Annotated in this window: 23 protein-coding genes and 3 pseudogenes; 15 read left to right on the top strand and 11 right to left on the bottom strand. The window is 39.3% G+C overall.

Annotation, left to right across the window (positions count from 1 at the left end; translation table 11 throughout):
• Nucleotides 1-419: 419 nt before the first annotated feature.
• Complete coding sequence (locus FTV18_RS13180) at nucleotides 420-944, top strand: plasmid replication DNA-binding protein (RefSeq protein WP_180012223.1); 525 nt, start codon at nucleotides 420-422, stop codon at nucleotides 942-944.
• A 46-nt stretch (nucleotides 945-990) separates the two neighbouring features.
• A complete protein-coding gene (locus FTV18_RS13175) occupies nucleotides 991-1,329 on the top strand; it encodes a hypothetical protein (RefSeq protein ID WP_180012225.1) in 339 nt (112 codons plus the stop codon).
• A gap of 13 nt (nucleotides 1,330-1,342) precedes the next feature.
• Here FTV18_RS13175 and repM read toward each other — a convergent pair whose 3' ends face one another.
• Nucleotides 1,343-2,281: a replication initiation protein RepM gene (gene repM / locus FTV18_RS13170; protein ID WP_180018443.1), complete on the bottom strand. Its 939-nt coding sequence runs from the start codon at nucleotides 2,279-2,281 to the stop codon at nucleotides 1,343-1,345.
• A 1,281-nt stretch (nucleotides 2,282-3,562) separates the two neighbouring features.
• Here repM and FTV18_RS13165 point away from each other — a divergent pair.
• From FTV18_RS13165 to FTV18_RS13135, 7 genes are all read left to right on the top strand, one after another.
• Complete coding sequence (locus FTV18_RS13165) at nucleotides 3,563-5,257, top strand: type IV secretory system conjugative DNA transfer family protein (RefSeq protein WP_180018441.1); 1,695 nt, start codon at nucleotides 3,563-3,565, stop codon at nucleotides 5,255-5,257.
• Nucleotide 5,258: 1 nt separating this feature from the next.
• Complete coding sequence (locus tag FTV18_RS13160; RefSeq protein WP_180012213.1) at nucleotides 5,259-5,981, top strand: helix-turn-helix domain-containing protein; 723 nt, start codon at nucleotides 5,259-5,261, stop codon at nucleotides 5,979-5,981.
• Nucleotides 5,965-6,264 (top strand): hypothetical protein, encoded by a 300-nt coding sequence (locus tag FTV18_RS13155; RefSeq protein ID WP_180009734.1) that lies wholly within the window; start codon nucleotides 5,965-5,967, stop codon nucleotides 6,262-6,264. The genes FTV18_RS13160 and FTV18_RS13155 overlap by 17 nt, the downstream gene beginning before the upstream one ends.
• Nucleotides 6,261-6,566 (top strand): hypothetical protein, encoded by a 306-nt coding sequence (locus FTV18_RS13150; RefSeq protein ID WP_180012215.1) that lies wholly within the window; start codon nucleotides 6,261-6,263, stop codon nucleotides 6,564-6,566. The genes FTV18_RS13155 and FTV18_RS13150 overlap by 4 nt, the downstream gene beginning before the upstream one ends.
• 270 nt (nucleotides 6,567-6,836) lie before the next feature.
• On the top strand, nucleotides 6,837-7,898 hold the full coding sequence (locus FTV18_RS13145; protein WP_096902765.1) for a DNA cytosine methyltransferase: 1,062 nt from the start codon (nucleotides 6,837-6,839) through the stop codon (nucleotides 7,896-7,898).
• Nucleotides 7,899-9,239 carry a protein NO VEIN domain-containing protein gene (locus FTV18_RS13140; protein ID WP_180018439.1) on the top strand — a complete coding sequence of 447 codons (1,341 nt, stop codon included), beginning with the start codon at nucleotides 7,899-7,901 and terminating at the stop codon, nucleotides 9,237-9,239.
• Nucleotides 9,232-10,224: a DNA cytosine methyltransferase gene (locus FTV18_RS13135; protein ID WP_096902767.1), complete on the top strand. Its 993-nt coding sequence runs from the start codon at nucleotides 9,232-9,234 to the stop codon at nucleotides 10,222-10,224. The genes FTV18_RS13140 and FTV18_RS13135 overlap by 8 nt, the downstream gene beginning before the upstream one ends.
• Nucleotides 10,225-10,294: 70 nt before the next feature.
• Here the strand turns inward: FTV18_RS13135 and FTV18_RS13130 are convergent, their stop codons facing one another.
• Together FTV18_RS13130 and FTV18_RS13125 are read right to left on the bottom strand one after the other, a co-directional pair.
• Entirely contained in the window at nucleotides 10,295-10,609 is a 315-nt protein-coding gene (locus tag FTV18_RS13130) for a BrnA antitoxin family protein (RefSeq protein ID WP_180018437.1), read from the bottom strand.
• Nucleotides 10,596-10,883, bottom strand: a complete 288-nt coding sequence (locus tag FTV18_RS13125) for a BrnT family toxin (RefSeq protein ID WP_004797784.1) — start codon at nucleotides 10,881-10,883, stop codon at nucleotides 10,596-10,598. The genes FTV18_RS13130 and FTV18_RS13125 overlap by 14 nt, the downstream gene beginning before the upstream one ends.
• A 490-nt stretch (nucleotides 10,884-11,373) precedes the next feature.
• Between FTV18_RS13125 and FTV18_RS13120 the strand changes: the two genes are divergently transcribed.
• A complete protein-coding gene (locus FTV18_RS13120) occupies nucleotides 11,374-12,942 on the top strand; it encodes an ATP-binding cassette domain-containing protein (RefSeq protein WP_159124549.1) in 1,569 nt (522 codons plus the stop codon).
• Between the two features lie 253 nt (nucleotides 12,943-13,195).
• Here the strand turns inward: FTV18_RS13120 and FTV18_RS13115 are convergent.
• Nucleotides 13,196-13,459, bottom strand: a pseudogene (locus tag FTV18_RS13115) (helix-turn-helix domain-containing protein); the annotation flags it as partial.
• Nucleotides 13,460-13,644: 185 nt separating this feature from the next.
• On the opposite strand from FTV18_RS13115, the gene FTV18_RS13110 reads away from it, so the two are divergent.
• A complete protein-coding gene (locus tag FTV18_RS13110) occupies nucleotides 13,645-13,911 on the top strand; it encodes a DUF1778 domain-containing protein (protein WP_004733309.1) in 267 nt (88 codons plus the stop codon).
• The gene (locus tag FTV18_RS13105; RefSeq protein ID WP_004733307.1) at nucleotides 13,901-14,389 is read left to right on the top strand and encodes a GNAT family N-acetyltransferase; all 489 of its coding nucleotides are present in this window, start codon (nucleotides 13,901-13,903) and stop codon (nucleotides 14,387-14,389) included. The genes FTV18_RS13110 and FTV18_RS13105 overlap by 11 nt, the downstream gene beginning before the upstream one ends.
• A 75-nt stretch (nucleotides 14,390-14,464) precedes the next feature.
• On the opposite strand, the pseudogene FTV18_RS13100 reads toward FTV18_RS13105, so the two are convergent.
• From FTV18_RS13100 to FTV18_RS13075, 6 genes and pseudogenes are all read right to left on the bottom strand, one after another.
• A pseudogene (locus tag FTV18_RS13100) lies at nucleotides 14,465-14,794 on the bottom strand (recombinase family protein); the annotation flags it as partial.
• 183 nt (nucleotides 14,795-14,977) lie between these two features.
• Nucleotides 14,978-15,877 (bottom strand): cation diffusion facilitator family transporter, encoded by a 900-nt coding sequence (locus FTV18_RS13095; RefSeq protein WP_005028603.1) that lies wholly within the window; start codon nucleotides 15,875-15,877, stop codon nucleotides 14,978-14,980.
• Nucleotides 15,878-15,963: 86 nt separating this feature from the next.
• Nucleotides 15,964-19,104, bottom strand: a complete 3,141-nt coding sequence (locus tag FTV18_RS13090; protein WP_096902762.1) for an efflux RND transporter permease subunit — start codon at nucleotides 19,102-19,104, stop codon at nucleotides 15,964-15,966.
• Nucleotides 19,094-20,323: an efflux RND transporter periplasmic adaptor subunit gene (locus FTV18_RS13085; RefSeq protein WP_016658777.1), complete on the bottom strand. Its 1,230-nt coding sequence runs from the start codon at nucleotides 20,321-20,323 to the stop codon at nucleotides 19,094-19,096. The genes FTV18_RS13090 and FTV18_RS13085 overlap by 11 nt, the downstream gene beginning before the upstream one ends.
• A 1-nt stretch (nucleotide 20,324) precedes the next feature.
• On the bottom strand, nucleotides 20,325-21,650 hold the full coding sequence (locus FTV18_RS13080; RefSeq protein ID WP_035269736.1) for a TolC family protein: 1,326 nt from the start codon (nucleotides 21,648-21,650) through the stop codon (nucleotides 20,325-20,327).
• Between the two features lie 48 nt (nucleotides 21,651-21,698).
• Nucleotides 21,699-22,109 carry a cation efflux protein, CzcI-like gene (locus FTV18_RS13075; RefSeq protein ID WP_197704863.1) on the bottom strand — a complete coding sequence of 137 codons (411 nt, stop codon included), beginning with the start codon at nucleotides 22,107-22,109 and terminating at the stop codon, nucleotides 21,699-21,701.
• A 1,036-nt stretch (nucleotides 22,110-23,145) separates the two neighbouring features.
• On the opposite strand from FTV18_RS13075, the gene FTV18_RS13070 reads away from it, so the two are divergent.
• From FTV18_RS13070 to FTV18_RS13060, 3 genes are read left to right on the top strand one after another with little or no spacing between them, the layout of a single operon-like run.
• Complete coding sequence (locus FTV18_RS13070; protein ID WP_104988058.1) at nucleotides 23,146-25,011, top strand: copper resistance system multicopper oxidase; 1,866 nt, start codon at nucleotides 23,146-23,148, stop codon at nucleotides 25,009-25,011.
• The gene (locus tag FTV18_RS13065; RefSeq protein ID WP_004897649.1) at nucleotides 24,998-25,336 is read left to right on the top strand and encodes a hypothetical protein; all 339 of its coding nucleotides are present in this window, start codon (nucleotides 24,998-25,000) and stop codon (nucleotides 25,334-25,336) included. Before FTV18_RS13070 ends, FTV18_RS13065 begins: the two co-directional genes overlap by 14 nt.
• Nucleotides 25,323-26,267, top strand: coding sequence for a copper resistance protein B (locus FTV18_RS13060; RefSeq protein ID WP_154320112.1), 945 nt, complete (start codon nucleotides 25,323-25,325; stop codon nucleotides 26,265-26,267). Before FTV18_RS13065 ends, FTV18_RS13060 begins: the two co-directional genes overlap by 14 nt.
• Nucleotides 26,268-26,471: 204 nt before the next feature.
• Here FTV18_RS13060 and FTV18_RS13055 read toward each other — a convergent pair.
• Nucleotides 26,472-26,600: pseudogene (locus FTV18_RS13055) on the bottom strand (IS1 family transposase); the annotation flags it as partial.

Genomic DNA, 26,600 nt, shown 5'->3' with positions numbered 1-26,600 from the left:
AGTTTCACATGATCATTTTTTTGTTGAACAGTGTGAAATATCTGAAGAGTATTTAATTGAGTAAAATGACATTTTCAAATATATAGATTTATTAGTTCTACTAAAATTAACATAATACACCTTATACGAAATGCGCTCATGAAATTGAATTAAATCAATGTATTGAGATCCACTAAAAAGCCCAGTTTGAACAAACTGGGCTTTTTAGTGGATCATTCACGCAATATGCCGATTTATTCACCATATTTCGATTTTTTTCATTAGCCAGCGTAAACAGTATCCTCAGCCATTCGGCAGGAAAAAACGGCTCAATTACGGTTTTTTTAGTGCTATGTATAAATAATAAACATTGACCAAATTTACAGGGTTACAGTAACCTTTCTGTCATCGTCTTACAGCAAGTTACGGGGGTGTAACCTATGAAAAAAATGAGGGTGGGAGAGCTTGCAACAATTTACGGGATCAATCGGCAAAGTATCTATAAGCGTATAAAAAAAGGAGAACTATCTAAGTCTGCGGATGGCTTGATAGACTTTGCGGAAGCCTTACGTGTACTTGGTGAGCCTTCTGATAGGGGAGTGCCTGTAACGCATATACAGCAACAGGTTACAGAAAAAGAGACAGAGAGTTACACCTTACGGTTACAGGTAGAAATGCTTGAAAAACAGATAAAAAAGTTAGAAGAAAATGAAATCTTTTTAAAGGATCAAATCACGACTAAAGATCAAAGCATTCACCTTTTGCAAACTTTACTTTCTGCACCAAAGCCAGCAGATGTAAGTATCAAGAAAGAGAATACTGCCCAAGACCAACCAGAACTCCTTAGTGAGCCAAAAATCACAGAAACGTCAGAGGATGCAAGGGAAAAGCAAACGGACATGGAGTTAAAAAGACATAGAAAAGGACTTTTAGGACGTGTGTTAGGTGCAGTTTTTGATAGCTAATTTTTAACTTTTATATAAAATATAATAACTTATAAGAGGGTGAAGAATGAAAAAGATAATTTTATCAAGTTTGTGCTTTTTGACTTTTTCTGCACATGGTGCGATGACGGATGAAGCCCTTATGCGAGAGTGTACTCCTGCAGGTGAAACTGCTGTTCACGCTAGTCGAGCACGACAAGCAGGTGTTTCAAAAGAAGTTTTTTATGCTGACGCGAAGAAAAAGTACGGTACTGACTACACTTGGGTATATAGAGAAGGAGTCATCGATGTGGCTTTTAAAGCACCGATAAAAGCGACTCCTGAAGCAAAAGAGAAGATTACACGAGAAATTTTCGATCATGCTTTTGCTACATGCATCGAGTTCAATCGAGAGCTTGGTCGATAAAAAAAAACAGCCCTTAAAGGGCTGTTTTTTTTGGTGGTTGGAAGCCCACACTTATAAGAAAAGGGTGCAATTTTCGAAATTGAGCTTCATCTAGAAGCATATCAGCAAGTCTTCTTGTAAAGTCCTCTGTGGACTCACCTACTTTTGCATACTCGCTACCAACTTCATGTAGGCCTGAAAGCTTGTGAGCGAAAAAATGTCTCTGAGCGTCTGTAAGCTTTTCAAAGAGATCCTGTGTATCAGGATCACGGGCTTGGGGCTTCTTCTGTGTAGGCTTCATTTTCATGCGGAAATCGAATCCTGATACACGAACCCCCTTTTTTTTCTGCTCGTAGGATACTGTGATATCCGTGTGCTTGTTGATCTGTGACACAGCGACATCAAGGACAAATTTTTTAAAATTGCTCATCGTACGGTATTCAGTCGCGTCTAAGCCGATCTTGTCTCGAAAATCTTCCAAGTCAAAGCTTACCTTTCCGATGCTTTTCCATGCGATCAAAAGCTCGTATAAACGTATTGCATACTTACTTGTCAGGTGACTTATCTGCTCGATGTCGTAGCTCGTAAAGTGCTTTTCTAGGCGTGTGATCAACGGAGCGATGATAGGAGAAAAGCGGATATCTACGCTCGCTGTGCCGTCTTGATAGGCGATATCACTCACCCATCGGCTACGATGATGCTTTACACCCTTCTCATGCAAAGAAACAAAGGAAAAATAACGGAAAAAAAGCGTCTCGGACGCAGACTTTAGAGCTTTATATGCAGCCTGCCTTTCTCCACCAAAAGTCTCGATGTATTTTGAAGCGTGGACAGTGAGATGGCTGTCAGAAGTGATGCCTGTGCCAGTTTCTCTAGCTTCTGTGATGGCTAAGATGATAAGTCGTTGCTCGACAACATCCAGCTTAAAGCTGGCGTTAATAAGCGCGTTATCTTTTACTACAAGACTACCCATATTTTTACCTTTTAAAATTTGTTTTTTCATTACTAGGGCTTTGTTGTCTTGATAGCGTATAAGATATAATCAACTAGTCAGATTGTCAACCTACTTTAAGATAGATGGATTGTTAATCTATCGAAGTGGTAACTTTTTCTAGTCGAAGTGGTAACTTTTTCTAGTCGAAGTGGTAACTTTTTCTAGTCGAAGTGGTAACTTTTTCTAGTCGAATGTCCTCTGTATAGCTTGCTAGGCTTGCATTTCAGCCTGTCTAAAAGCATTTAAAAGCATTAAAAATAATTAAAAGCCCAATCACTATCAAAAGCAGGGTATGAAAACTGCCCTATGTACTCGCTTCGCTCGTACTCTAGTGCAAGTCGGACAAGCCGACTTGCTTGGGGGCAGTTTTAGCAAAAATAGTTCTAGACAAAAAAAGCAAAAGCAAAAGCAAAAGCGACTATGATTTCGCTACGCTCAGAAGCTTTATGCTCGCTTCGCTCGTCTAGACACAAAGGCCAGTGAAAAAAATAAAAATTTTCTAGATGCAAAATATTTTAAAAACGGTTTTTCAGAGGGTCGAGGCGCAAATTTTCTTTGTGTCAGCTCGTAGACACTCGCTTAAATATTTTTTTTGAAAAATATACTGTGTCCAAAGACTGAAACAATGGTGACACAGTAGATAGACACAGTAGTCAGACACACTTGATTGACTTGAGTTTGTGACTTAAACGGTAACGCCACCGCTACGCTACCCTCTAAAACCTGCGCTATCGCTGGGTTTTAGCCCGAAAGGGTTCGGGACGGGTTGGCTAGATCGCTAGGGCGATCTTACCTACACCGAAGCCCCCGTCTGCGCGCCTGCGGCGCACGACCACCCCCTTTCTGACAAGTGGGGAGCTTCTTCGCTACGCAAAGAACTCCCCGACTTGCTTCACCGAAAGAGGGTGGTCGTGCGCTTCGCTTCGACGGGGGTGGCGTTGCCCCCACTGCGGAGTAAGATCTCGGCTCGCTTCGCTTGCTCGACGCTTACTCCTTGCGGCTCCCCCACGGCCTCTCTCGCTGGGGCTTCGAGGCTGCTTCGCTTTCGCTCGCACTCCTTCGGAGCTTGCGACCGCTTGGGGCGGTCGGTCACGGCATCAACTGGCTTCACCTAAAAAATGGCATTTACATCCGCTTAAAAACTCATATTATTTTCGGTCAATGTTTTAATTCATTGAAAAATAACAATATTTTTATTGAAATGATTTTTTTTTGATCATAGACTGTGTCCATACACTGTGCCAAATATATGAGACCTATATGAAATGGCTCTTACTTGCTGTCTTTGTCCTTATCTTGCTTTTCATCCCTGAGATATCTCAGGCTCTAGAAGTCTTTTTCTCACATCCTTTCCGCTTTGCCCTAGCGCTGATCTTAGGGATGATCTTTTACGGGTGGATGACTTTCAAAAAAGAGGGCGAAGAGCTTCCAGGCTTTCTGAAACTTCTTTTTTTCGGGACAAATGGCCTTTTTTTTATCGCTTGGGGCGTAGCTTTTTTCTTTGGTAAAGCAGGATGGTCTGACGCCCTTGCTCATGGCGGGTTTTTGGTGCTTGGGATGCTTGTAATAGCTTTGCTTGAGCGTCTTTATGTACCTTTTACAGAAAAATTTCTGTCTTTCTTCACTAAAAAAGCAGGGACAGAAAGGGATCACTTGACGGATGTACGAGAAGTCGCAAAGGAAGCTGAAAAAAAGCAAAGTGCACCATCTTTTAACCCTGAAAATTTTTATAAAGCGGGCAGTTTCTTTCTCGGTCTCGATGAGAAAGGCGAGCCGATCTACTGGGAAGGTGACCTGCCTCACTGCCAAATAGTCGGGACTTCGGGCGCAGGGAAAGGTCGAGCCATCGGGACGATCGTCGCTCAGTGTGCTTTGGCAGGTCAGCCTTGCTTTATCTTTGATCCGAAAGACGACGAATATGGGGCAGCCCAAGCCAAAAAAGCGGCCGATGATGCGGGGTTGCCTTACTACTACATCGACTTACGGAAAAAAAAGCCACAATTTTCGATCTTCGAAGGGTGTGATCAAGATCAGCTTGAGGAGCTTTTAGTTGCGGGGTTTGAGCTTGGAGAGAAAGGAGAAGCCTCCGACTACTACAAGCTAGCAGACCGAGATATGGCGTGGAGCATTTCTGAACTTTTTGAGGTAGGAGATACACCTCAAAGCATCTTTAAAGCCCATAGCAAAATGATGGATAAAGCTGAAGGATTTAAAGCAAAATTTTCAGAGCTAGCCCGTACTCCATCGATCAACGCAAAACTGGGACTTTCCCTTTTGAGCGTCGTACAAAAAGCGGGGGTTGTTTACATCGTCGGATCGATGAGAAATTCCCGCATCATCCGCATCCAAAAGATACTTTTAGTCTGGCTTATACAGCAAACAGAAATTCGTGATCGTATAGAAAGTACGCCTAAAAAGATCCTCGTCGTTTTGGATGAGCTTAAGTATCACATCTCAAAGACTGCGCTCGAAGCTTTGGGTGCTGCACGTGATAAAGGGCTTCATGTACTTATGGCACATCAAAGCCTTGGTGATCTAAGAGACTGCCCAAGTGATCTAAAGCCTGAAACTGTCATCGATGCAGTCTTTGAAAATGCACCCCTTAAAATCGTCTACAGAGTCCAAAGTCCTGAGACTGCGGAGCTTTTTGCACGTAAATCGGGGAAAATTTTGGTGGATGTTGAGAGCCGACAGGTCGATAAGACGCTTGGCCTAGCGCAAAAGGTCAAAGAGCGCAGGATCAGCCAAGAGCAAAGCTACCTCTACGATGAAAACGAAATTTTATATCTGCCTAGAGGTGTGGGGGTCGTCTTTGGACAGGGACTTCCTCAAAAAGTATCTATCGCCCCGATTCAAGTCACAAAAAGCTATGAAGCCATCACAGTGAAAGACTTTGGAGAAGATGAAAGTGAAAAATTCGATACAAAAGAGCTAATTTTAGAGGGGGGATATTGATATGAGTCAGATCACTCGTAAGGATGAGAAAGAGATGATCATCCTGAATTTTTTGAGATGTGAAGGCTTTAGTACTAGGAAGCTTTTAGGAGAGCGTTTAGGTGTAACTCGAACAAGCATTTCTAGATCACTTCAGCGTCTGAAAACCCGCGGGCTTTTACTTGAGGTGAACAGATCTCACGAGGATGACCATAGAAGTCCTGCTCTTTGGGGCTTGACTCCTACTGGAGCTTTTGAGGCCACAGATGATGGTGAATACACGCACTTTGATCTCAATCGAGTCTCTGAGATCACTTTACAGCATGACCTTGACGTACAGCGTGCAAGAATTAAGGCGATCCATTTGGGATGGATCGAGTGGCTAGGAGGGCGTGAGCTTAGAAGAAAAGCAGTTACAGAGCGTTCTACTTGGCTTCAAGTACCAGATGCTTTCGGAGTATCCCCAAGAGGTCGAAAAGTGGCTCTTGAGATCGAAAGGAGAGTCAAGACACCTAAGCGATATGAGGGAATTTTTAGTCAGTATTGTCAGATGCTTGTCGATGGGACTGTCCAAGAAGTCGTATATATCTGTCCTGAAAGGATTTGCCCAAGAATTGAGCGTCTTTTTCTGAAGATCGAGACGATGTTTGTGGATGGAAAAATTCGCCCTATAAATGATTCTTTTAGAAAAAGATTCCACTTTGTGACTTATGAGGGATGGGGGGAATATGCAAAGAACTTTTGAAGAAAATCTATTTTTTAAGGTACACGCTTTTAGCCACTACTTTAGTAAAGCCTTAGGTGGCGTGGCTTTCAAAGATTTAGATCATACTTTTGATCTTGCTCTTTCTATCGCATCTATGGATGTAGAGCTTTTAAAAAGCTCTTTTGCCGACCTAAAAAAAGCGGACATGGGGACGGTACGGACTTTCATAGACTCCTTGGATGATCAAGCCATGACAGCCCTTTCTTTTATCATCAAGATGGCCGAGATCGAGCCATCTCTAGTACACACAGAGGACTTATGACAACTTTCACACTCGCACCAGATTGCCCCAAAGAGCTTGTTTTTCAAGCTCTTTTGAGTGGAACATATGACTACACGCCGATCTATGTCAGTGCAAATTTTTCCAAAGAAGCGCTTTGGGAAAATGAGCAAAAAAATGAAGACTGGCCGAAGGACTACGTCCAAGGTGGGCATGGCACGGTTGAAGATGCTCGAAAGATGTTTTTTGACACACTGCATTTTTTTGATCGAGACAGCTTGCTAGAGGGAGCACAGCTTGGCGAAACTTGGGCTGTTGATTCTGGATATGTCTTAGAGGGCTAGCGGTACTTGCGCTGCTTCTATGGGAGCATTTTTTAAAGTGGGGTGGCGCAAGTGGCTCGACTTCCAGTGTAGGCTCAAGCCTACGCTGAAAGCATCGAGCTAAGATGTTATTCACCAATTAAAATGGTTTCTAACATAAGAATTTCGTATAAGAGATTTTATGTTAAATATATAGCCAAAGATGCTGTTGTAAGAACAAGAAATTTGCTCCAAAACCTTATATAACTTAGTATTCAGCCGTCTGTTTTATTACTGTTGTATAAGCTAATTATGCCAAATGTTGTTGATCTATTTTGTGGTTGTGGCGGTCTTTCTTATGGCTTTGAACAAGAAGGATTCAAAACTATTTTAGGAATAGATCATGATAAAGCAGCTATCGAAACTTTTAAGCTAAATCATAAAGATGCTAAGACTATTCTTGGAGATATTCGGGAAGTATCTAATCAACAAATATTAGATATATTAGATGGAAGTTCTGTAGATGTCGTTATTGGTGGTCCTCCATGCCAGGGATTATCTTTATCCGGCCCTCGTAGGTTAGAAGACCCACGTAATCAGTTATACCTATCTTTTATTCGTATAGTGTCGTTACTTAATCCTAAATATGTTTTGATTGAAAATGTTCCTGGTATGGTTTCCTTGTTTAAAGGAAAAATTAAGGATGAAATTCTCAAAAGTCTAGAAGAATTAGGCTATACGGTGAATTTTCAAATATTAAAAGCATCTGAATATGGTGTTCCTCAACATCGACGCCGAGTATTTTTTATAGGAACAAAGAACGGTGAGAAGTTTGAATTCCCTTTACCTACTCATAAAGAACAAGAAGACTTGATTTTTAAAAAAATGGTAAGCACTTATGATGCTTTACATGACTTACCTCTTTTAGAAAATGAATTAGGTGAACCGATTCAAGAGTATGCCCTACCAATTCAAAACTCTTATCAAGAGTTAATGAGACATAATTCGAATAGTGTTTTAAATCACATTGCTGCTAATCACTCTGATAAGGTTAAAGAAACTATTAAATTAGTGCCTCCAGGAAAAAATTATAAAGCTTTACCTGAAGAGCTAAGAAATAGCCGTAATTTCAATGTTGCTTGGACAAGATTCCCCGATCATGCACCATCACCAACCATTGATACAGGTCATAGACATCATTTTCATTATTATGCCAATAGAGTTCCTACTGTGCGTGAATGTGCTCGTTTGCAATCATTCCCTGATCGGTTTGAGTTCATTGGTAATAAAACAGAGCAATTCAGACAGGTAGGAAATGCTGTACCTCCTGTATTAGCTCAAACTTTGGCAAAGAAAATACTTGAGAAATTATAAATGTACGAAGTTCCTGCGAAATTTTATCAACGTTTGCACCATCCAAGACCACGATTTAAGAAAAACATTGAAAACGTTTTGGGGTATATGGCGTTTTCGATAGCAGAGTTAGATGGTGAATCTGAGGCTATCTTTAAAGAAAAAATTTTATCAGCTATACGTGATTTTCCAGGTAATAGTGGACTAGAAAATAAGACTTTGCAGAATTGGCGGACAGAAATTAGTGCTCTATTTAGTATGGTAAATACAAAAGATGGGAAAAATTTTGCGACAGAGCTGTCTAAAGAGTTAGCTAATACAACTAATTTGAAAGAGTTTTTCTTAAAATTTATTTCCACATTTCAATATCCAGGTGGATTTCTAAAAAGTCATGAAATAGCGAAAATTTTAAGTTCAGGCATCCACTTTCATCCATTGTTATGGTTGGCAAAGTTTGCTACTTCATCTCGCATCTCTAAAGAAAACTTATACATAACGGACGTAGAGTTTTGTCATTGTGTTTTAAATGATCTTAGAGTAACAAGAGATCATGAAGATATTTCTCTAACTATTAGCAGAATTTTGAAAAACCGTTCAGATAAGGTTACTTATGATAGTCAGGGTGATACAAAGCGGTATGCACTAGATATTTTAGATTATTGTGTATTAGCGGGCCTGATGCTCAAAGACTATAAAGGTAAATACTTTTTTAGAGAGGATGCACTGGATTTCCTGAAATATTTTAAGGATCATGCGCCATTATTTAGAAGCTATAAAAAAGAGCAAAGTCTGCAAGAAATCGAAGCTGTGAAGCCCTTATGGATAGACTTTGTAAATGATTCTAGCAATTCTTTGCTCAAATCATTTGAAGAGGAAATATCAAAAGAAGCCTCTGGAGTTTCAGATGGATTAGCCTTCAGCACTAAGCAAATTGGTGATGAAGGTGAGGCTCTGACATTAGTCCATGAGAAAATTTGGCTATCTGAGAATGGACGACCTGATCTAGCTAAATTAGTGAGTCATATGCCAACACAATTTGCAGTTGGTTTCGATATTTTATCTAGAGAATTAGATGCTACTATGCGTCATATTGAAGTTAAAACTACAGTAAGTCAGAAAGATTTCACTGTTAATCGAGTTCATCTTACTCCTAATGAGTGGTCTGCTGCTGAATCACATAGAGATAGATATTTTGTTTATCGTTTACAGATTTCTGATGAGAGTTGTTCTTTATGGATTATCCAAGATCCAGTTGGTTTATATAAGCAGGATCGTATCAAGATGGTTCCTCGAAATGGTGCAGATATTTTCTTTGATGAAAGCTGTTATACGCAAGTAGAGTTATTACGTACACATGAGTAAATTAAAAGCAGTCTCCCTGTTCTGTGGTTGTGGTGGAACAGATGTTGGTTTAAAAGGAGACTTTGAGTTTTTAGGTCAACATTATTCATCGAATAATGTTGATATCGTTTTTGCAAACGATATTGAACCAAAAGCCATAGAAATTTTAGAAGCAAATTTCTCATGTCCTACATTTGTAGGTGACATTAAAGCGCTAGACCATAAATCAATTCCAGAACATGATTTACTTACTGGTGGGTTTCCATGCCAAAGCTTTTCAATTGTTGCTCAAAATCCTCCACGCTTAGGGATTAAGGATGAGAAAGGTGAGCTTTTCTTTGAAATGTGCAAAGTTTTGAGAGAAAAGAAGCCATCAGTTTTTATTGCTGAGAATGTGAAAGGAATACTATCAGCAAATAAAAAAGAGGCATTTCCATTGATCTTAGAAGAGTTTAGAAAAAGTGGCTATTACGTTACTTGGAAATTACTAAACTCTGTGGATTTTGGTGTCCCTCAAAAAAGAGAAAGGGTTTTTATTGTAGGTTTTAAAAGTGAAAAACATTTTAAAAACTTTAAATTTCCTATATTGAATAATCTTAAACAGGCAACTTTATCTGATGTTATTTTCCCTGAAAGTGAAATAGATCCTAAATATTATTTCAGTGAAAGAGCTGTTCAGGGGTTATTGAATAGTAATAAGAAAATGAATAAGGGACGTGCTCAGGATATTAATCAGCCATGTAATACTGTTGGAGCACATCTTGCTAAAGTCAGCTTAAATAGTACAGATCCTGTATTGTGTATAGATGGTAAATATAGACGCTTTACTCCAAGAGAAGTTGCTCGTATTCAATCTTTCCCTGATACATTTAAGTTAGTTGGAAGCGATGCAGCCCAATATAAAGCTCTAGGAAACGCTATCCCTCCAGTAATGTTTTGGCATCTAGTGCAAGAAGTAAGAGCTGCTCTAAATGTTGAAAATATTTCATTGAAGGAAGCTGTTTAATTTAAGTTTTCATAAAACTAACATAATACACGTTATACGCAGTCAAAAATGGGAGCCTAAGCTCCCATTTTTATTGATGATTTTTTAATTCTTTTAGCATGGCATCCCGTAAAATTTCATTCATTCGTGTTTGATAGCCTTTGCCTTGAGCTTTAAACCATGCAAGTACATCAGCATCTAAACGAATGGAAGTCTGTTGCTTCACTGGACGATAGAACTGATTTTGGCGTACAGCATTGCTCCAATCTTTAATTTCAGGAATATCTGATAGGTCTAGTTGATCGTCAGGAAGCATTCCTTTAGCAAGCAAGTGTTCAATTTCAGCATCTTGCTTGTCGCTGAATTTTTCATTCAGTTCTTTGCGTGAGTGTCTAACCATGCTCATATTTATCTCGCTCCGCTTTCGTGACTTGTCTTGCACTAATGATTCTTATGATTTCACAGTCATCTTCATCAAAGATAGTGTGAGCTACTAGTAGCATTAGTACGCCTTTTACTTTTCCAATGGTTTGCCAACGTTCTTCACCATCGGTATGTCTGTCCTGAATTGAGATCCTCAGTGGATCATCGAAAACAAGGCTTGCAGTTTCGAAAGAGATATCGTGTTTTTTCTGATTCTTTCGATTCTTAGCCTCATCCCATTCAAAATACTGTTCCATAAAAAACATTCAAATTTGTATATACAATAATGTATCACAAAATTGTATCACTCAAGCTGAAAAGTGTAATTTTTAGTCAAAATTATTGGCAAAACATTCCAAAACTGCTCATAAAAAAGCCGACTTGTTTCAAAATCGGCTTTTTATGGATTTTAGGGTTTGGTGTAAAAATTTAAGTATTTGATATTTATATTAATATACAAGTGTATTGCGTATAACCACCATTATGTTAAATAACTTTTAGAAGCTTTAGTACAAGCTTGACAGATTGTCTTATCATTATAAAATAACCTTATTCAAATCATCCTCCCAAGAGTAACGCCAATGAAGTAAGTCATTTTCTCATCATTATTTTTAAACTTTTGATGTGCAAAATAGATTCTACTTGTGGCTATATATTCTTGGTCTCTACTTTATATCCTAAATAATATATTGTTTTTTATAAGTTAATCTTCACTATTTTGCATATCCTCTACATGAGGAATTTTTTATGCAACATGCATGTATTGCTTCAAACTTAAATTTAGAATTTTCTACACAGAAAATGTTTGATCAGCTAAACATTACGCTTTTATCAGGACAGGTTTCTGCATTAATTGGACGTAATGGTTTAGGTAAATCCCTATTGTTCAGAATATTAGATCAAAGCCAAGCTTTAGATATTCATTATAGTGGTCAAGTTTCATGGAATATCCAACATGATTATTTGGCACAATTAGAACGCCTTAATGCTGAAAATATTGCACAAGCATTAGAGGTAGATCATTTACATCATGCTTTTCGGCGTATAGAGAACAATACAGCTAGTTTTGATGATTATGAGTTAGTTGAAAATACCTGGGATTTACCACAAAAATGGCAAAATATACTTGAAAATGCTGACTTACCTACGGATTTGAACTTTCCAACAGAAAAACTGAGTGAAGGACAAAAAACAAAGCTGGCTTTATGTCGTTTGTTTTTAAAAAAGGATCACTATCTACTTTTAGATGAACCAAGCAACCATTTAGACTCAACATCTAGACAATGGTTAATTGAGAGTATTTTGGCACACCCTAGTGGTGTATGCCTGATTAGTCATGATCGCCAATTACTCAATCAAGTCCAACATATTTATGCTTTAACTGAATTAGGCTTACAACACTACAAAGGTAATTATGAGCATTACATTCAACAGCATCAGCTACACATGGATGCATTAACTCAGTCTATTAATAATGAGAAAAAAGAATTAAAGCAGTTAAAACAACGGCAACATGATAGCTTAATGAAAGCGAATAAACGTCAATCTAAAGGCAATGAACTTCGTGATTCTAATTCTCAAGCAAAGATTTTTCTAGATTTCAAAAAGGAAAATGCTGGACAAAGCTTAGGTAAGCTACGTGCCCAACAAACTCGACAAACTGATGATTTGAAAAATAGTCTGATTAATAGGCAGACCATTGTAGAAAAAATCAAAGCTCAGAAGTTTGAATTCCACTTACAGAGTACGAAGCAAGGAGAGATTTTAAGAATTCATGATTTAAAGCTACCCCATACAGCAACAAATAAAATTAATTTTGCATTGAAAGCTGGCGAAAAAATCCATCTTAAAGGTGCTAATGGAATTGGTAAATCAACCTTATTGAAATTGATTTCTACCCATCAACGTGATGATATTTTCTTTAGTGGAACATGTTTGTATTTAGATCAAAACTTTAGTTTATTAAATAATGATTTATCCGTAATCGAAAACCTTGCACTTTATAACTCCAATCTTACTGAAGTTGAGTGGAGAAATTTGTTAGGTCAGTTACGTATTCGTCGTGAAAAAGCTTTATTAAAACTATCAGAACTGAGTGGTGGTGAAAAATTGAAAGTCGCATTATTAGCAATGAGTCACTATCCTGATGGTATTGATTTATTATTGCTTGATGAACCAGAAAATCATTTAGATATTGAGTCTAGAGAGCTTCTATCGCAGGCTATTAGCCAATATCAGGGCGCTGTAATTTTAGTTTCACATGATCATTTTTTTGTTGAACAGTGTGAAATATCTGAAGAGTATTTAATTGAGTAAAATGACATTTTCAAATATATAGATTTATTAGTTCTACTAAAATTAACATAATACACCTTATACGCAATACTTTTTAAATTGTGTTATAATTCAATGTGTTGATTTCAGTTTTATAGCCCACTCACCCTCGAATGGGCTTTTTTTATGATTGTTCACGTTCCACGCCTATTCTTTGATCAATGTTCCACGGTTTTATTTAATGTTGCTGAACAATCAATGGATACCAGTAAAGCCCTTTAGGTCTTCTGTTGCTTCAAATATAAAGTCTATCGATGACATTTTCATTTTTCAAATAGCGATAGACAGCCTGTCTGCTAATACCAAAAGCTTTAGCTAAATCGACTTTCGATGGATATTTCCCTTCTTTCCAGGCGTGTCGTAAAGCTTCAGCCTGCTCTTGATTTAACTTATGGACTCGACCTTTATATTTACCTTGAGCCGCTGCAATCTTAATCCCTTCTTTTTGGCGCTCTAAAATAATCTCTCGTTCAAATTGGGCAAAAGCCCCCATAAGTTGCTGAGTATTCTTATGTAAACCTACCAGTTATTCTTATTCAAATCCTGCCACTCATTTTGGATAGTAGTAGGCCATTGATTTTCTATTCAAATAATTCAAAACAAAATATCCAAATTTGAATCTTGAAGCACAATCTTAATCTGCTATAATTTGTACATCAAATTGATGTACTTGTTGGGTGGGATATGACTAACTTAGCAACGGAACGAATTAATATTCGTTCAACAGTAGATGCAAAAAATGTAATTGAACAAGCTGCGAATTTATTGGGACTCAGTGTAAGTTCCTTTATGCTTCAATCCTCATTTGAAAGAGCAAAAGAATTACTTAAATCTAATTATGAGTTAAAAGTAAATAATGCTGATCGAGATATGTTAATGAACATACTTGAGAACCCACGCCCTGCAAATGATGAGATGAAAAAATTAATGAGTTTATTAGATGAAAATTGAGGTTTTACAAGCCCATCATCAGAAAAAATCATTTAATTGCGGGCAAGATGATTTAAATAAATTCATAAAACAGTATGCATCCCAACATCAGAAATCAGGAACAAGTAAAACGTATGTTGCTATTGATGATGATCTACAAGTGAGAGGGTTTTATTGTTTATCCAGCACATCCATAGGATTTGATGTAGTTGATACTGTGCTTACTAAACGATTACCTCGTTATCCGCTCCCTTGTGTAGTTGTAGGTCGCTTTGCCGTTGATCAAACCGTTCAGGGGCGAGGAATTGGGAAAGTGCTTTTAGCCCATGCTCTTAAACAAGTTTCAACAGTTGCTCAAATTATTGGTGTTAATTTTGTTGTAATACATGCTAAAGATAAAAAAGCGATGGAGTTTTATCAGCGTTTCGGCTTTATTTCATTAACATCAAATCCATTAACATTAATATACCCAGTGAGTGAAATACCTAGTTTCAATTGAAAGTGGTCTACTAGCAATAGGAGTGACTGGTAAACTGCTTACAGGAATTAGTGGCTGATTTATCCAATAATCTGCAAGTTGCAACATCAAATTATCCATCGGGGTGGCCTGAGCCGTAAATGTAATATTCTCTTTCACAAACTGAATAGCCACTCCCCTTTTTACAAGCTGATCAACCTCAGTCACTAAATCTTTAAGACTCCTAGCGAAGCGATCCATAGAGTGCACAACAATCATGTCACCTTCACGGACATAGCTGAGCATTTCCTGAAATTTAGGACGGGCTGTATTTTTTCCTGAAGCTTTATCGACAAATAATCGGTCTACTTCAATTCCCTCAAGTTGGCGTCCAATATTTTGGTCAATAGAGCTGACTCTGACATATCCAACTTTATGACCTTTCATATTGTTATCTACTAGATGACTATTTCTGCTTATTGTAACTAATGAATCTTAATCTTAAAAGTTACATGTAACGTATGTATGAATTTCATTTAAATGAGACATGTATTTTACAGCTTTCACAGTGTAACTTTAGGGTATACTTTAAAGTTACACAAAACATCTATATGAAGACTAAAGTCCAAATTAGTGTTTATGTTGGTTCAATGTATTACATTTCGTATTTTCTATTTGTAACGTAATTTCAGTAATATTATGATTATGTTTTAGAACTTCTAAGGCCTTTTGATAGAGTTGATCTGTATTGCTATTCGGAGCAACCAAATGAGCAGTTAAATGAATATTTCTTGAGGATATAGCCCAGACTTTCAACTGATGAATCCCTTCAACGCCCTCTAGCTTCAATAAATCATTTCTTAACGACTCAATATCAATCTCATCAGGAACTCCTTCAAGCAGAATATGAATACTTTGTTTTAATAAAATCCAAGTTCGAGGTAAGACCCAGAAGCCAATTAACACAGCGATTACGGTATCAACCCACATCCACTGGGTAAAATAAATAACTATTCCTCCGATAATCACGCCTATCGATCCTAGAGCATCACTAAGAACTTCTAAATATGCACCTTTTATATTTAGACTTCCTTCAGCACTAGCAGAAAGGATTTTCATTGAAATCAAATTTATGACCAAACCAATGACCGCGACAATCATCATTCCAACACTTTGAATTTCAGCAGGATTCGTAAAACGTTGATAAGCTTCATATACAATATATATTGCTACCACAAAAAGCATCACCGCATTAAACAGAGCCGCTAAAATTTCAAATCGCTGATAGCCAAAAGTTCTTTTATCATCTGCGGCTTTTTTACCAATTTTGATAGCGGCAAGAGCAATAGCTAAAGCGGCTACATCAGTAAACATATGAGCTGCATCAGATAACAAAGCCAAACTTTGGGTAATAAAAGCAGCGACAACTTCTACTATTAAAAAAGTAGTCGTTAAACCTAAGGCAACCATTAACTTCTTACTATTTTCTTCAGTAACAACCGCATGGCTATGATCATGATGTTCTGACATAAAATATTTTCCTTATTCTATTTATGATGAGCAGAGATATTGGATAACAGCCAATATCTCTGCTGTAAATCGACTAATCTATTGGATTAAGAAACTTTCTTTTCATTTATCCAACGATAAAGCACGGGTAACAGCACCAAAGTTAGTAATGTTGAAGAGATAATCCCGCCAATCACTACGGTTGCCAGTGGCCGTTGAACCTCAGCCCCTGTTCCGGTTGCCAGCGCCATTGGTACAAAACCCAGTGAAGCCACACAAGCTGTCATCAACACTGGTCTTAAGCGCAAAATAGCCCCTTGCCACACGGCTTTATGCACTGGATATTTGTCCCTTAATTCCTTAATAAAGGTCAGCATTACCAGTCCATTGAGGACTGCAACACCAGATAAGGCAATAAAGCCAATTCCAGCTGACATCGATAATGGAATATCCCTTAGCCAAAGGAACAGCACACCACCGGTCAAGGCAAAGGGTACCCCGGTAAAGACCAATAGACTTTCTTTGACATTGTGAAAGACCGCCATCAGTAAAATAAAGATAGTGATTAAAGCCAGTGGAATCACGATTTGCATCCGTGCTTTGGCTGAAGCCAAATTTTCAAACTGACCGCCATATTCTATCCAATAACCACTTGGCAAAGTGTATGCTTTGAGCTGTGTCTGTACATCAGAAACAAAAGACCCTAAATCACGCCCTTCAACATTCGTTGTAACCACAACTCGGCGTTTACCATTTTCTCGACTGACTTGGTTGATTCCTTCAATGGTCGAGACTTGCGCGACATCCGACAATAAAATACTGCCACCATTTGGAAGCTGAATAGGTAACTGGGAAACAGATGCGACACTACGGTCTTGCTCTCCAAGACGGATAACAAAATCAAAACGACGATCGCCTTCTAAAATCTCTCCCACGCTTTGTCCACCAATACTTGCAGCCACCACATCCTGAATAGATTTCACACTCAAGCCATACTGGGCAGCTAAAGCTTTATCAATCTCTACATTGAGTAAAGGCAGACCCGAAGTTTGTTCAACTTTCACCGCACTGCTACCTGCGACTTGCTGAATGATTTTCGCGATTTTTGCAGCCTCAGTATTCAAAACCTGCATGTCATCACCAAAAACCTTCACCCCCACATCACTGCGTATACCTGAAATCAGTTCATTAAAACGTAGCTCAATAGGCTGAGAAAACTCACTGTTATTGCCGGGAATTGTCGCAAGATAAGCTTCCATTCGGGTTCGAAGTGCATCTAGGCTTTCTTTTGAATCTGGCCATTCCTCACGTGGTTTCAGCATGATATAACCATCGGAAATATTCGGTGGCATCACATCTGTCGCCACTTCAGCAGTCCCGGTACGGGCAAATATAGCTTTAATTTCGGGAAAGTTTTTCAGTAAAAGCTTTTCGGTATTTTCCTGAATACGTAAAGACTCTTCCAAGCCTGTGCTTGGAGAACGTAATTGCTGTACCGCAAAATCACCTTCACTCAGCTGGGGTGCAAACTCACTGCCAATCTTCGTGCTGAGCAGACCCGTAATGACCAAGAGACAAATGGCAAAAGTTAAAACCACCGCTTTGTAATGATAGGCTCCATCCAATATCTGTTGATATCGGGTTTTGAGCCAGATCATCCAACGGCTTTCCGTTTCTTTGATCTCCCCTTTAACCCATAAAGCAACTGCAGCGGGCACAAAGGTGATCGATAAAATAATAGCTGCCACCAGTGCGAGAACAACGGTTAAAGCCATCGGATGAAATAGTTTTGCTTCTACACCACTTAAAGCAAAAATCGGCAAATACACCACCAAAATAATAAGCTGACCAAAAATAAGAGGACGACGTGCTTGGCGGGCAGCCAGAAAAACTTCCTTAAAGCGTTCACTTTGTGTGAGAGGTCGTTTTAACAGTTGCTGTGTATGGGCTAAACGCCGGATACAGTTTTCGACAATCACCACAGCACCATCGACAATGATGCCGAAATCGAGTGCACCTAAACTCATCAGATTGGCACTGATATTTTTCTGTGCCATCCCGGTTAAGGTAAACAGCATAGAGAGTGGAATGACACAGGCAGTAATCAAGGCAGCACGGATATTCCCTAAAAACAGGAACAGAATGATGATGACCAGGATTGCTCCCTCTACCAAGTTTTTCTGAACGGTTTTAATCGCCTTCTCAACCAAGGTAGTACGGTCGTACACCGTTTCAATCACTACCCCTTTAGGCAAACTATTCTGAATATCTTGAAGCTTGGCATCCACAGCTTTAGAAACAGTCCGGCTATTTCCACCCATCGCCATCATGGCAATCCCTAAAACGGTTTCTTTGCCGTTATAGGTTGCCCCACCGGTTCTTAAATCATGCCCAATAGAGACTTGCGCAATATCACCAACCCGAATTGGGCTGCCATTTGGGCTACCCAGCATGGTGTTCTCAATATCAGAAAGCCCATTGAATGTACCCGGTACACGTACCGTCAGTTGCTGACCATTGTCTTCAATATAACCTGCACCTCGGTTCTCATTATTTTGCGCTAAAGCCTGTTGCAGTTGTTCTAATGAGATATTCAGTTGCTGCATCCGGTTTAAATCGGGAGAGACCACATAGGTTTTTTCAAAACCACCAATACTGTTGACCTCTGCAACTCCCTTAACACGTTGCAGTTGAGGACGCACAATCCAGTCCTGAATCTCACGCAAATCCATCGGCGTGTATGCAGTTCCATCCGGCTTTTTCGCATTCGGATCTGCCTTCAGTACCCATTGATAAATCTCACCGAGACCCGTAGAAACGGGGGACATCGTCGGTGCGATTTGTGCAGGCAACTCAGATTGCGCCTCCTGTATCCGTTGGTTAATCTGCTGACGGGCCCAATAAATATCAGTCCCATCTTTAAAGACAATGGTGACTTGAGAGAGTCCATAACGGGATATGGAACGGGTAAGCTCCAGATCCGGAATGCCAGCCATGGCATTTTCAATGGGATAGGTAATCCGCTGTTCGACTTCAAGCGCAGTAAAACCCTTGGCTTGAGTATTAATCTGGACTTGGGTATTGGTAATATCGGGTACAGCATCAATCGGGAGTTTCTGATAGCTATACACCCCGACCGCAATCCAGGTACAGACAAAGAGCAACACCCAAATCGCATTTTGTATGGAAAACTGAATGATTCGTTCGAATAAACCTTCTGGTTTTGGCAGATCAGAATTAATGTTCATGGCCTGCCTCGTCTTTTTCTAATTCAGATTTCAACAAGAAACTGCCTTGAGCGATATACTTCTGCCCTTCAGTCAGCCCAGAAATCACTTCAAGCCATTGTCCATCACTTGAAGCCTGCCCCAATTGCACTTTCTGTGCTTTTAAGTGGACTTGACCTTTTTGTTCTGAATCTACGATGAAAATACTGTCTTCACCTTCAATACTTTGCAGCGCAGACTTTTGAATCCGAAGGGCTGATTTTGCTGTAGCTTCCGGAATCAACACTCTCACTAGCACATTAGAACGCAACTCAGTAGCTTGCGCATCGAGTTTTGCGCGCACCACCAGACGCCCTGTTTGTACATCTGCCTGAGAGGTTAAGCTTTGTACAGTAGCTTTATAGATTTGATCTGAATCATTCACTTTAAAGTCAATTTTTTGCCCGGCTTGCAGTTGACCTGAGAATTGATTCGGCAAATTAAACTCAAGCCATAAATCTTTCAGCTGTTCAATGACAAAGAGCTGATTAGCCAGTTGCACATTTTCACCGACCACAATATCTTTTTGACTGATCACCCCAGAGATCGGTGCTTTAATCAGAAAACGCCCATTGTTATTGCCACTTGCACCTAATGCATTTAAACGTGCTTGTGAGGACTGGACAGTAATCTGCGCTTGACGGTAGGCATTTTCGGCACGCTGGTAATCCTGTTTGGCAGAAATCCCCTGTGACCAGAGTTGCTGTTCGCGCTGGTAATCTTTACGGGCCAAATCCAGATTCACCTGTGCCATACGCAGATTTGCCTGTTGGTCGATCAGTTCAGGCACGATTAGTACAGCCAGCGTTTGTCCTTTTTGCACGCTCTGTCCTAAAGCCACATTGACCTGCTCGACATGACCACTAAAATTAGGCGATATATGCGCTTGTTGATCGGTATTCACCACCAATTTACCTGGCAGGGTTGTCAGCTTTTCAACCAATCCTGTGGATGCAACAGCAACTTTTAAACCTTGTTCAACCATTTGTTGGCTGGTCAGTTGTATTTCGCCTTCTTCAGCATGTCCTTCTTCAGAACTATCTTCATCAGAATGTTCGGCATTTCCCTCATCATGACCATGCCCCTCAGATTCAGTTTTTTTTGAACTTAACCAAATAACCAGACTGACCAAGACCGTAATCAGAATCAAAATTGCAATCATGAGAGACTGGGATATTTTTCCGTTTTGCTTGGCGTTCATTTTATCGTGCTCCCCCATTGATTAAATTTTGCGATGCTTCGACTGCCTTTTTATTCAGTTGTGTATAGGCATCCGAACGGCTAATTTCTTCATAACTTGTGCCAATACTGAGTGCCTCAGCTGCGAGGGCAGTTTGCCAAGCTTGACGTAGAATTTGTAATTGACCCAATCGAAGATTCTGCAGTTGGGTGGTTGCTTGTTGAACGTCGGTAATGGACAGTTTCCCTGCCTGAAACCCTTGTAAAGTACGGCTCTGAACTTTGGTCGCCAAAGTAACTTGTGCTGTTGTGGCATCGAACTGGCTACGTAAACCTTTGAGCTGATGCATGCTGTTGGCAATATTGAGTATTTGTTGCTTCAGCTCACGCTGCTGCTGTTGGTTCAGCAATATTTGCTGTTGCTGGACCATCGGGATCGCATATTGCTGGCGGTTGAAAATATTCAGTGGAATAGCCACGCCGATTGCCAAAGTCGTATCGTTGCTTTCATTAGGGGTTTTGCTACGTTTCATGCCTACATTTAAAGTCGGATTGGGACGTGCCTGAATTCTTAAATTTTCAATTTGATGATCCGATTGCTGAATGTTCAAGGCATAGAATTTTTCTAGCCACCCTTCAGCAATATACCGTTGCACAGTTTGGAGACTTTGCTCTGGCCAAGGGATAGCGGTTTTATTCAATTGAAGATGTGAAGATGTTTCTCCCCCCCACAAATTAGACAGCTGACGACCGGCAGCTTGTTTATTCAGCATCGCTTGCTGATAAAGTCGTTGGATTTCTAGCGCTTCAATTTGGGTACGCTCAAAATCAACCAGGGCAATACTGCCTGCCTGATAGCGTTTCTGGGCACTGTCCAGATTGGCTTTACTTGTTTTTAACTGTACTGAATAAGCAGACTGCTCAACCTCAGCAAGTGCAAATTGCGACCATGCAAATTTAACAATCAGTTGGCTTTGTGCCTTCCATAATTGCTGTTGCAATTGGATTTGTTGATTCGAGGTATTGGCAATCACCCGGTTCAGCTTACGCTGACCAAATAGATCTAGAGGTTGACTAACGCCAACATTGAATTCCTGTTCTTGACCTGAGCCAAAGCCAGACTGTTCTAAACTTATACTTGGATTCTGCCATAACCGACTTTGCTGAATATTCAATTCAGATATTTGCTGAACTTGTTGCCACAGCTTGTCTTGAGTCTGGTAACTTTGTACTTTTGCTAAAGCGGATTCAAAGCTGGTAACGTTTTCAGCATAGCTATATTGCATAGCCGCTGCACATATACAAGCAACCAAGCTATGACGCAAGAGTATAATTGATTGTGAAGACATGATTTTTCCCACTTATTTAAATAATAAAAGTGGTGGGAATGTTTTAGGCTACCCCACCATGAGCGGGGAAAATTCGGGAGGTGGGCTTTGTTGAAACAGGTCAGGAGCCTGATAGCTGTTTTTCCAATGAAATTGTGGATTCACTTTAACTTCAGAGCTTGGATGAAACACATCTACTTTTTCATTTTGTACAATCAAATGCGTCATCGATGGTAGATGATCTTGATGATCTTCACCGATTTCTAAATCGCTACTGAATGTTTTTATGTTTTCTGACTGTCCATTATGATCGTGTTGACGACTATCGCTGGCACACAAGGTATTTTGGTGATGACCAAAATGATAACTCTGCTGTGATTGAGGCTGTTGTTCATGGACACAAAAGGCCGCCGCCACATTCCAAAAGCTTTGGAACATGAACAATCCAACCAAGACTGTAATCCATGTAGTAGAACGCATCATCATAACAATCGAAAAATTTGTACCAAGTATAAGGCTTAGAGCCACTCCAAGGTCAAGCTTAATAAATTAAATTAAACATTCAATGAACACTGAATAGCCGGCACTTTTGCAAATTTACCTTGTCTCTATAAGCTCACATCAATTTCAGGTAAGAATAACAATAGATAGTGAACCGTACCGGGTTTGTCGGAGACTTTTTATTTAAGTTAGGCCACCGGTAATCCTCCCATAAATAACCGAAGTTAAAAGTAGAGGTACACATAAGTTAAAATTTTATAGAATTGCTTGAGTTCAAAATCTCTAATTAGCATGTATTGAAAACATGAATATTTATCTAAAAAGAGAACTATTTAACATCATGGCTGTTATACGCAATAAAAAAACCTGGGCACCAACCCAGGTCTAAAATTTAAAAAACAGATAAATATCAGTGCAATAAACTCATTTTTCTAATTTCGCATAACGTGTATTATGTTAATTTTAGAGAAACTACTAAATTATATTGGGTTGTAAATATTTGAAATTCCGTTAAGATATTTTGGATTAAATTCTATTCCTAGATAGCATTCGTGTTGACTCATCTCTCCAAAAAACTTTGGTTTTGTTTTCTTATGGTTTTTGCCATAGGATGGAGTAGTGTGTCTGTTGCATCAGTAAAGATAATGCATATCAATATGCAAACTGAAATGAGCCAAGATCATTGTTTAGATCAAGCACAGCAAGTCACTCAACATGGTATTAATCACGAAGTACAGACGAATACCGATTGCCATAATCATTTAGCTCTTAATCAGAATATAGATCACAAAAAGTGTCAGGAATGTTCTAGCTTATCCTGCCAGACACAGATCTCATGTCTTCATTCTTTGCAAAGCTCGCTAGATCCCCTAGATACCTTCTATTCTATAGATCAGCCTAATTTTTATTACCCCAACCAATATCTAAATGGGTATTGGCAAGAAATTTCACGTCCTCCTAAAACTTAACCATTTTTTTTAAAATTTATTTATTTTTCAAAAATTAAGGTTAAGTTATGTCTCATAAAATTAGTTCGTACCTATTAGCAGGTATTTGTTTTGCATCGTCGCCTTTGGTTTTTGCCGAAGTGCGTGAATATCAGCTTGTTATTGATGAAGCAGTGGTCAGCCCAACTGGAAAGCCTGTAAAGCGCATTACCGTAAATGGTCAATTTCCTGCGCCTTTGCTTGAGTTTGAAGAGGGTGATGAAGCCATCATTCGCGTGAAAAATAATTTAAAAAACCAAGATTCTTCTATTCATTGGCACGGACTGTTGTTGCCGGGCATTATGGATGGTGTACCGGGATTTAATGGTTTTAACGGTATTAAGCCTCAAAGCGAGTATGTTTATAAATTCAAGATTCGCCAAAGCGGGACTTATTGGTATCACGCTCATTCTAAAGGACAGGAACAGGACGGCTTATATGGTTCTTTTGTGATTTATCCAAAAGGTAAAACACCATTGGCAGCACATGAAAAAGCTGAACGTGACTATGTGGTGATGTTGTCAGATTTTCATGAAAAAACCAGTGATCAAATTCAGAAAGATCTTAAAATTTCAGCTGAATATTATCAAGATCAGCGTGAAACCTTGGGTGATGTTTGGAAGCAGGTTAAACGTGATGGCATAAAAGCGACATGGTCTGACCGCAAAATGTGGAATCAGATGCGTATGCTAAAAACCGACATGTCGGATGTTACAGGTTATACCTTCCTCATTAATGGCAAAACACCTGAACAAAATTGGACAGGAATGTTTAAACCGAATGAAAAAATTCGCCTACGTTTTGTGAATGCATCTGCGATGTCTTTCTACGATGTCCGTATTCCTAACTTGAAAATGACTGTGGTCAGTGCTGATGGTCAGCCTGTAAAACCTGTTGCTGTGGATGAGTTTCGTATTGGCACAGCTGAAACTTATGATGTGATTGTGGAGCCAAAAGGCGGACATTATCAAATTGAAGCTGAGTCAATTGACCGTTCAGGCTATGCGATTGGTACACTGCACAATGAACTAAATCCTATGACACATGGCATTCATATGCCTGCACCACGTCCACGCTCACTTTTGACCATGGAAGATATGGGACATGGTGGTGGTGATCATGCAGGAATGGATCATTCGAAAATGAACCACGGCAATATGCAAGGCATGGATCACTCGAAAATGGATCATTCAAAAATGAACCATGGCGATATGCAAGGCATGGATCACTCGAAAATGGATCATTCAAAAATGAACCATGGCGATATGCAAGGCATGGATCACTCGAAAATGGATCATTCACAGCATGGCACAGCAAAACCACAAGAAAATGATCAAGTGGTTTATGGTTGGGCAAATGCATCTACACCTGCGGGCAATAAAGCCTTGCAATATAGTGATTTAAAATCTTTAGAACCGCAAAAAGATACTCGTGAAGCTAGCAGTGAATTAGTAGTGCGTTTGGGCGGTACTATGGAGCGTTATATTTGGACGATTAACGGTAAAAAATTCAGCGATGCTGAGCCATTAAAAGTGAAGTATGGCGAGCGTATCCGTATCAAATTTATTAATGACAGTATGATGGCGCACCCCATGCATTTACATGGCATGTTTATGCAGTTGGAGAATGGTCAAGAGTCGGTAGATATGCCGAATAAACACACATTGATTGTACCACCGGGTAAAACAGTCACTGCTTTATTAACTGCGGATGAGTTGGGCGAATGGGCAATCCATTGTCATTTGTTGTATCACATGAGTGCAGGAATGATGAACAAGTTGATCGTGGCAAATGTTAGCGATGAACAAGTGTCTACAACGCCAATTCAAGGTACAAATTCGACTCAAACTCACCAAGTAACTGAGCAAAAAGGAGCTGGACATGCACATCACTAATTTTGTATTTAAAGCGTTTTTTTCTGTTGCGGTATTGAGTTTAACAAGCTTAAGTTTGGCGCACGAAGGGCATCATTCAACTGCTCAGACTGATGGAAAAAATGTACCATCAATGAATCATCAAGCGATGTCTGAGATGGATCATTCACAGCATTCTCCACAAGAGCATGCACAACACATGCAGATGATGGGGAAAATGAATCATGCTGCACATTCAGCACCGATGAACCATCAACATGCAGGTCATCAGCCAATGCATCACAAATCAACAGAGAAACAGCAAGATCAAAAAGTACAGAAAGGAGATCAACATGCGCACCATTAATCTTTTTTCTAAAACTGTTTTAGCAAGCTCTTTGTTGATGGTCAGTGCAGTGAGTTTGGCACATAATGGTGAAGATCATAGTGCGCCTGAAAAAATGACAGTTGCTACATCTTCTAGTCAAAATCAGCCGATGCAAATGGATCGCTCTCAAATGAACCATAGCCAAATGAATCAGGCACAACATCAGGCAACATCTACGGTTAATCATTTACATCATGTACCAGATGCGAATGCTCAGCAGAGTTCGCATTATGATCATCGCTCAGAACACGGTGCGCAAATTTATGCGATTACGACAGTGGACAATAAGTGGCTTGTCAATGAAGATGGCACAGGTGATTTAAAGTCAGAGTTTGAAACCCGTATTGGCACAGATGAAAATAAGCTTTTTATTAAAATTCATGCCGATAAAGAAGAATCGCATGATGCACATTATGATGCCAAACTTTTATATAGCCGTATGATTTCAGACTTTTGGGATGCACAGATTGGTGCACGTTATCGTAGTGAAAAAGTTGAACTCAATGATCATCGCAAAGACACCGAAGAAAATGTTGATGCGGTGATTGGCTTACATGGTATGGCGCCATATTTCTTTGAAACTGATGCTTATCTCTATGCGGGAGAAGACAATTATGCGGGCTTTAGCCTAGAAACGGAACGTGATTTTCTGATTACGCAAAAGTTGATTATTCAACCTTATTTAGAGTTGGATGCTATCTTTAGTGATGACTCTAAATATGCGAAAAAAACTGGTTTAAGCAGTGCAACCGCAGGGTTTGAAACTCGCTATGAAATCAGTAAAAAGATCATGCCTTATATCGACATTGCCTATGAGTATTCAAAAGGTAATGATGAAACGTCGTGGCAAATAGAATCAAACTCTGAGAAAGGTTGGTTATATGGAGCTGGTGTTAGATTTAGATTTTAATTAATTTAATGATTACTAAATAGCTTTATTTAAATAAAACTCTAGCTTAATGTGGCCGGAAGCAAAATGTTAACTTATTTTGCTTCCTTCCATTTAACATAATGGCTGTTATACGAAACGAGAGTGTTAGAACCCATTTAAAGTGTCTATATTCTCACCAATAAAAATGTCCGGTTTCTCCGAGGTAAAATATGACTTTTGAACAAAAATAAGCCATTGTTTATTCTTTTTATTTCCAACAAAATTCCAGAACTCATCTACTTCGAGAGATTCATAATGACTTTGCTGAGGCTGAATTTCATAGGTTGATTCAGTTAAAGTACGTAAAACTTT

Source organism: Acinetobacter sp. YH12241, assembly GCF_013417535.1.
In the GTDB taxonomy this organism is placed as follows: domain Bacteria; phylum Pseudomonadota; class Gammaproteobacteria; order Pseudomonadales; family Moraxellaceae; genus Acinetobacter.
The sequence above is the reverse complement of the archived record's forward strand: the minus strand, read 5'-3'. Positions and strand labels throughout refer to the sequence as shown.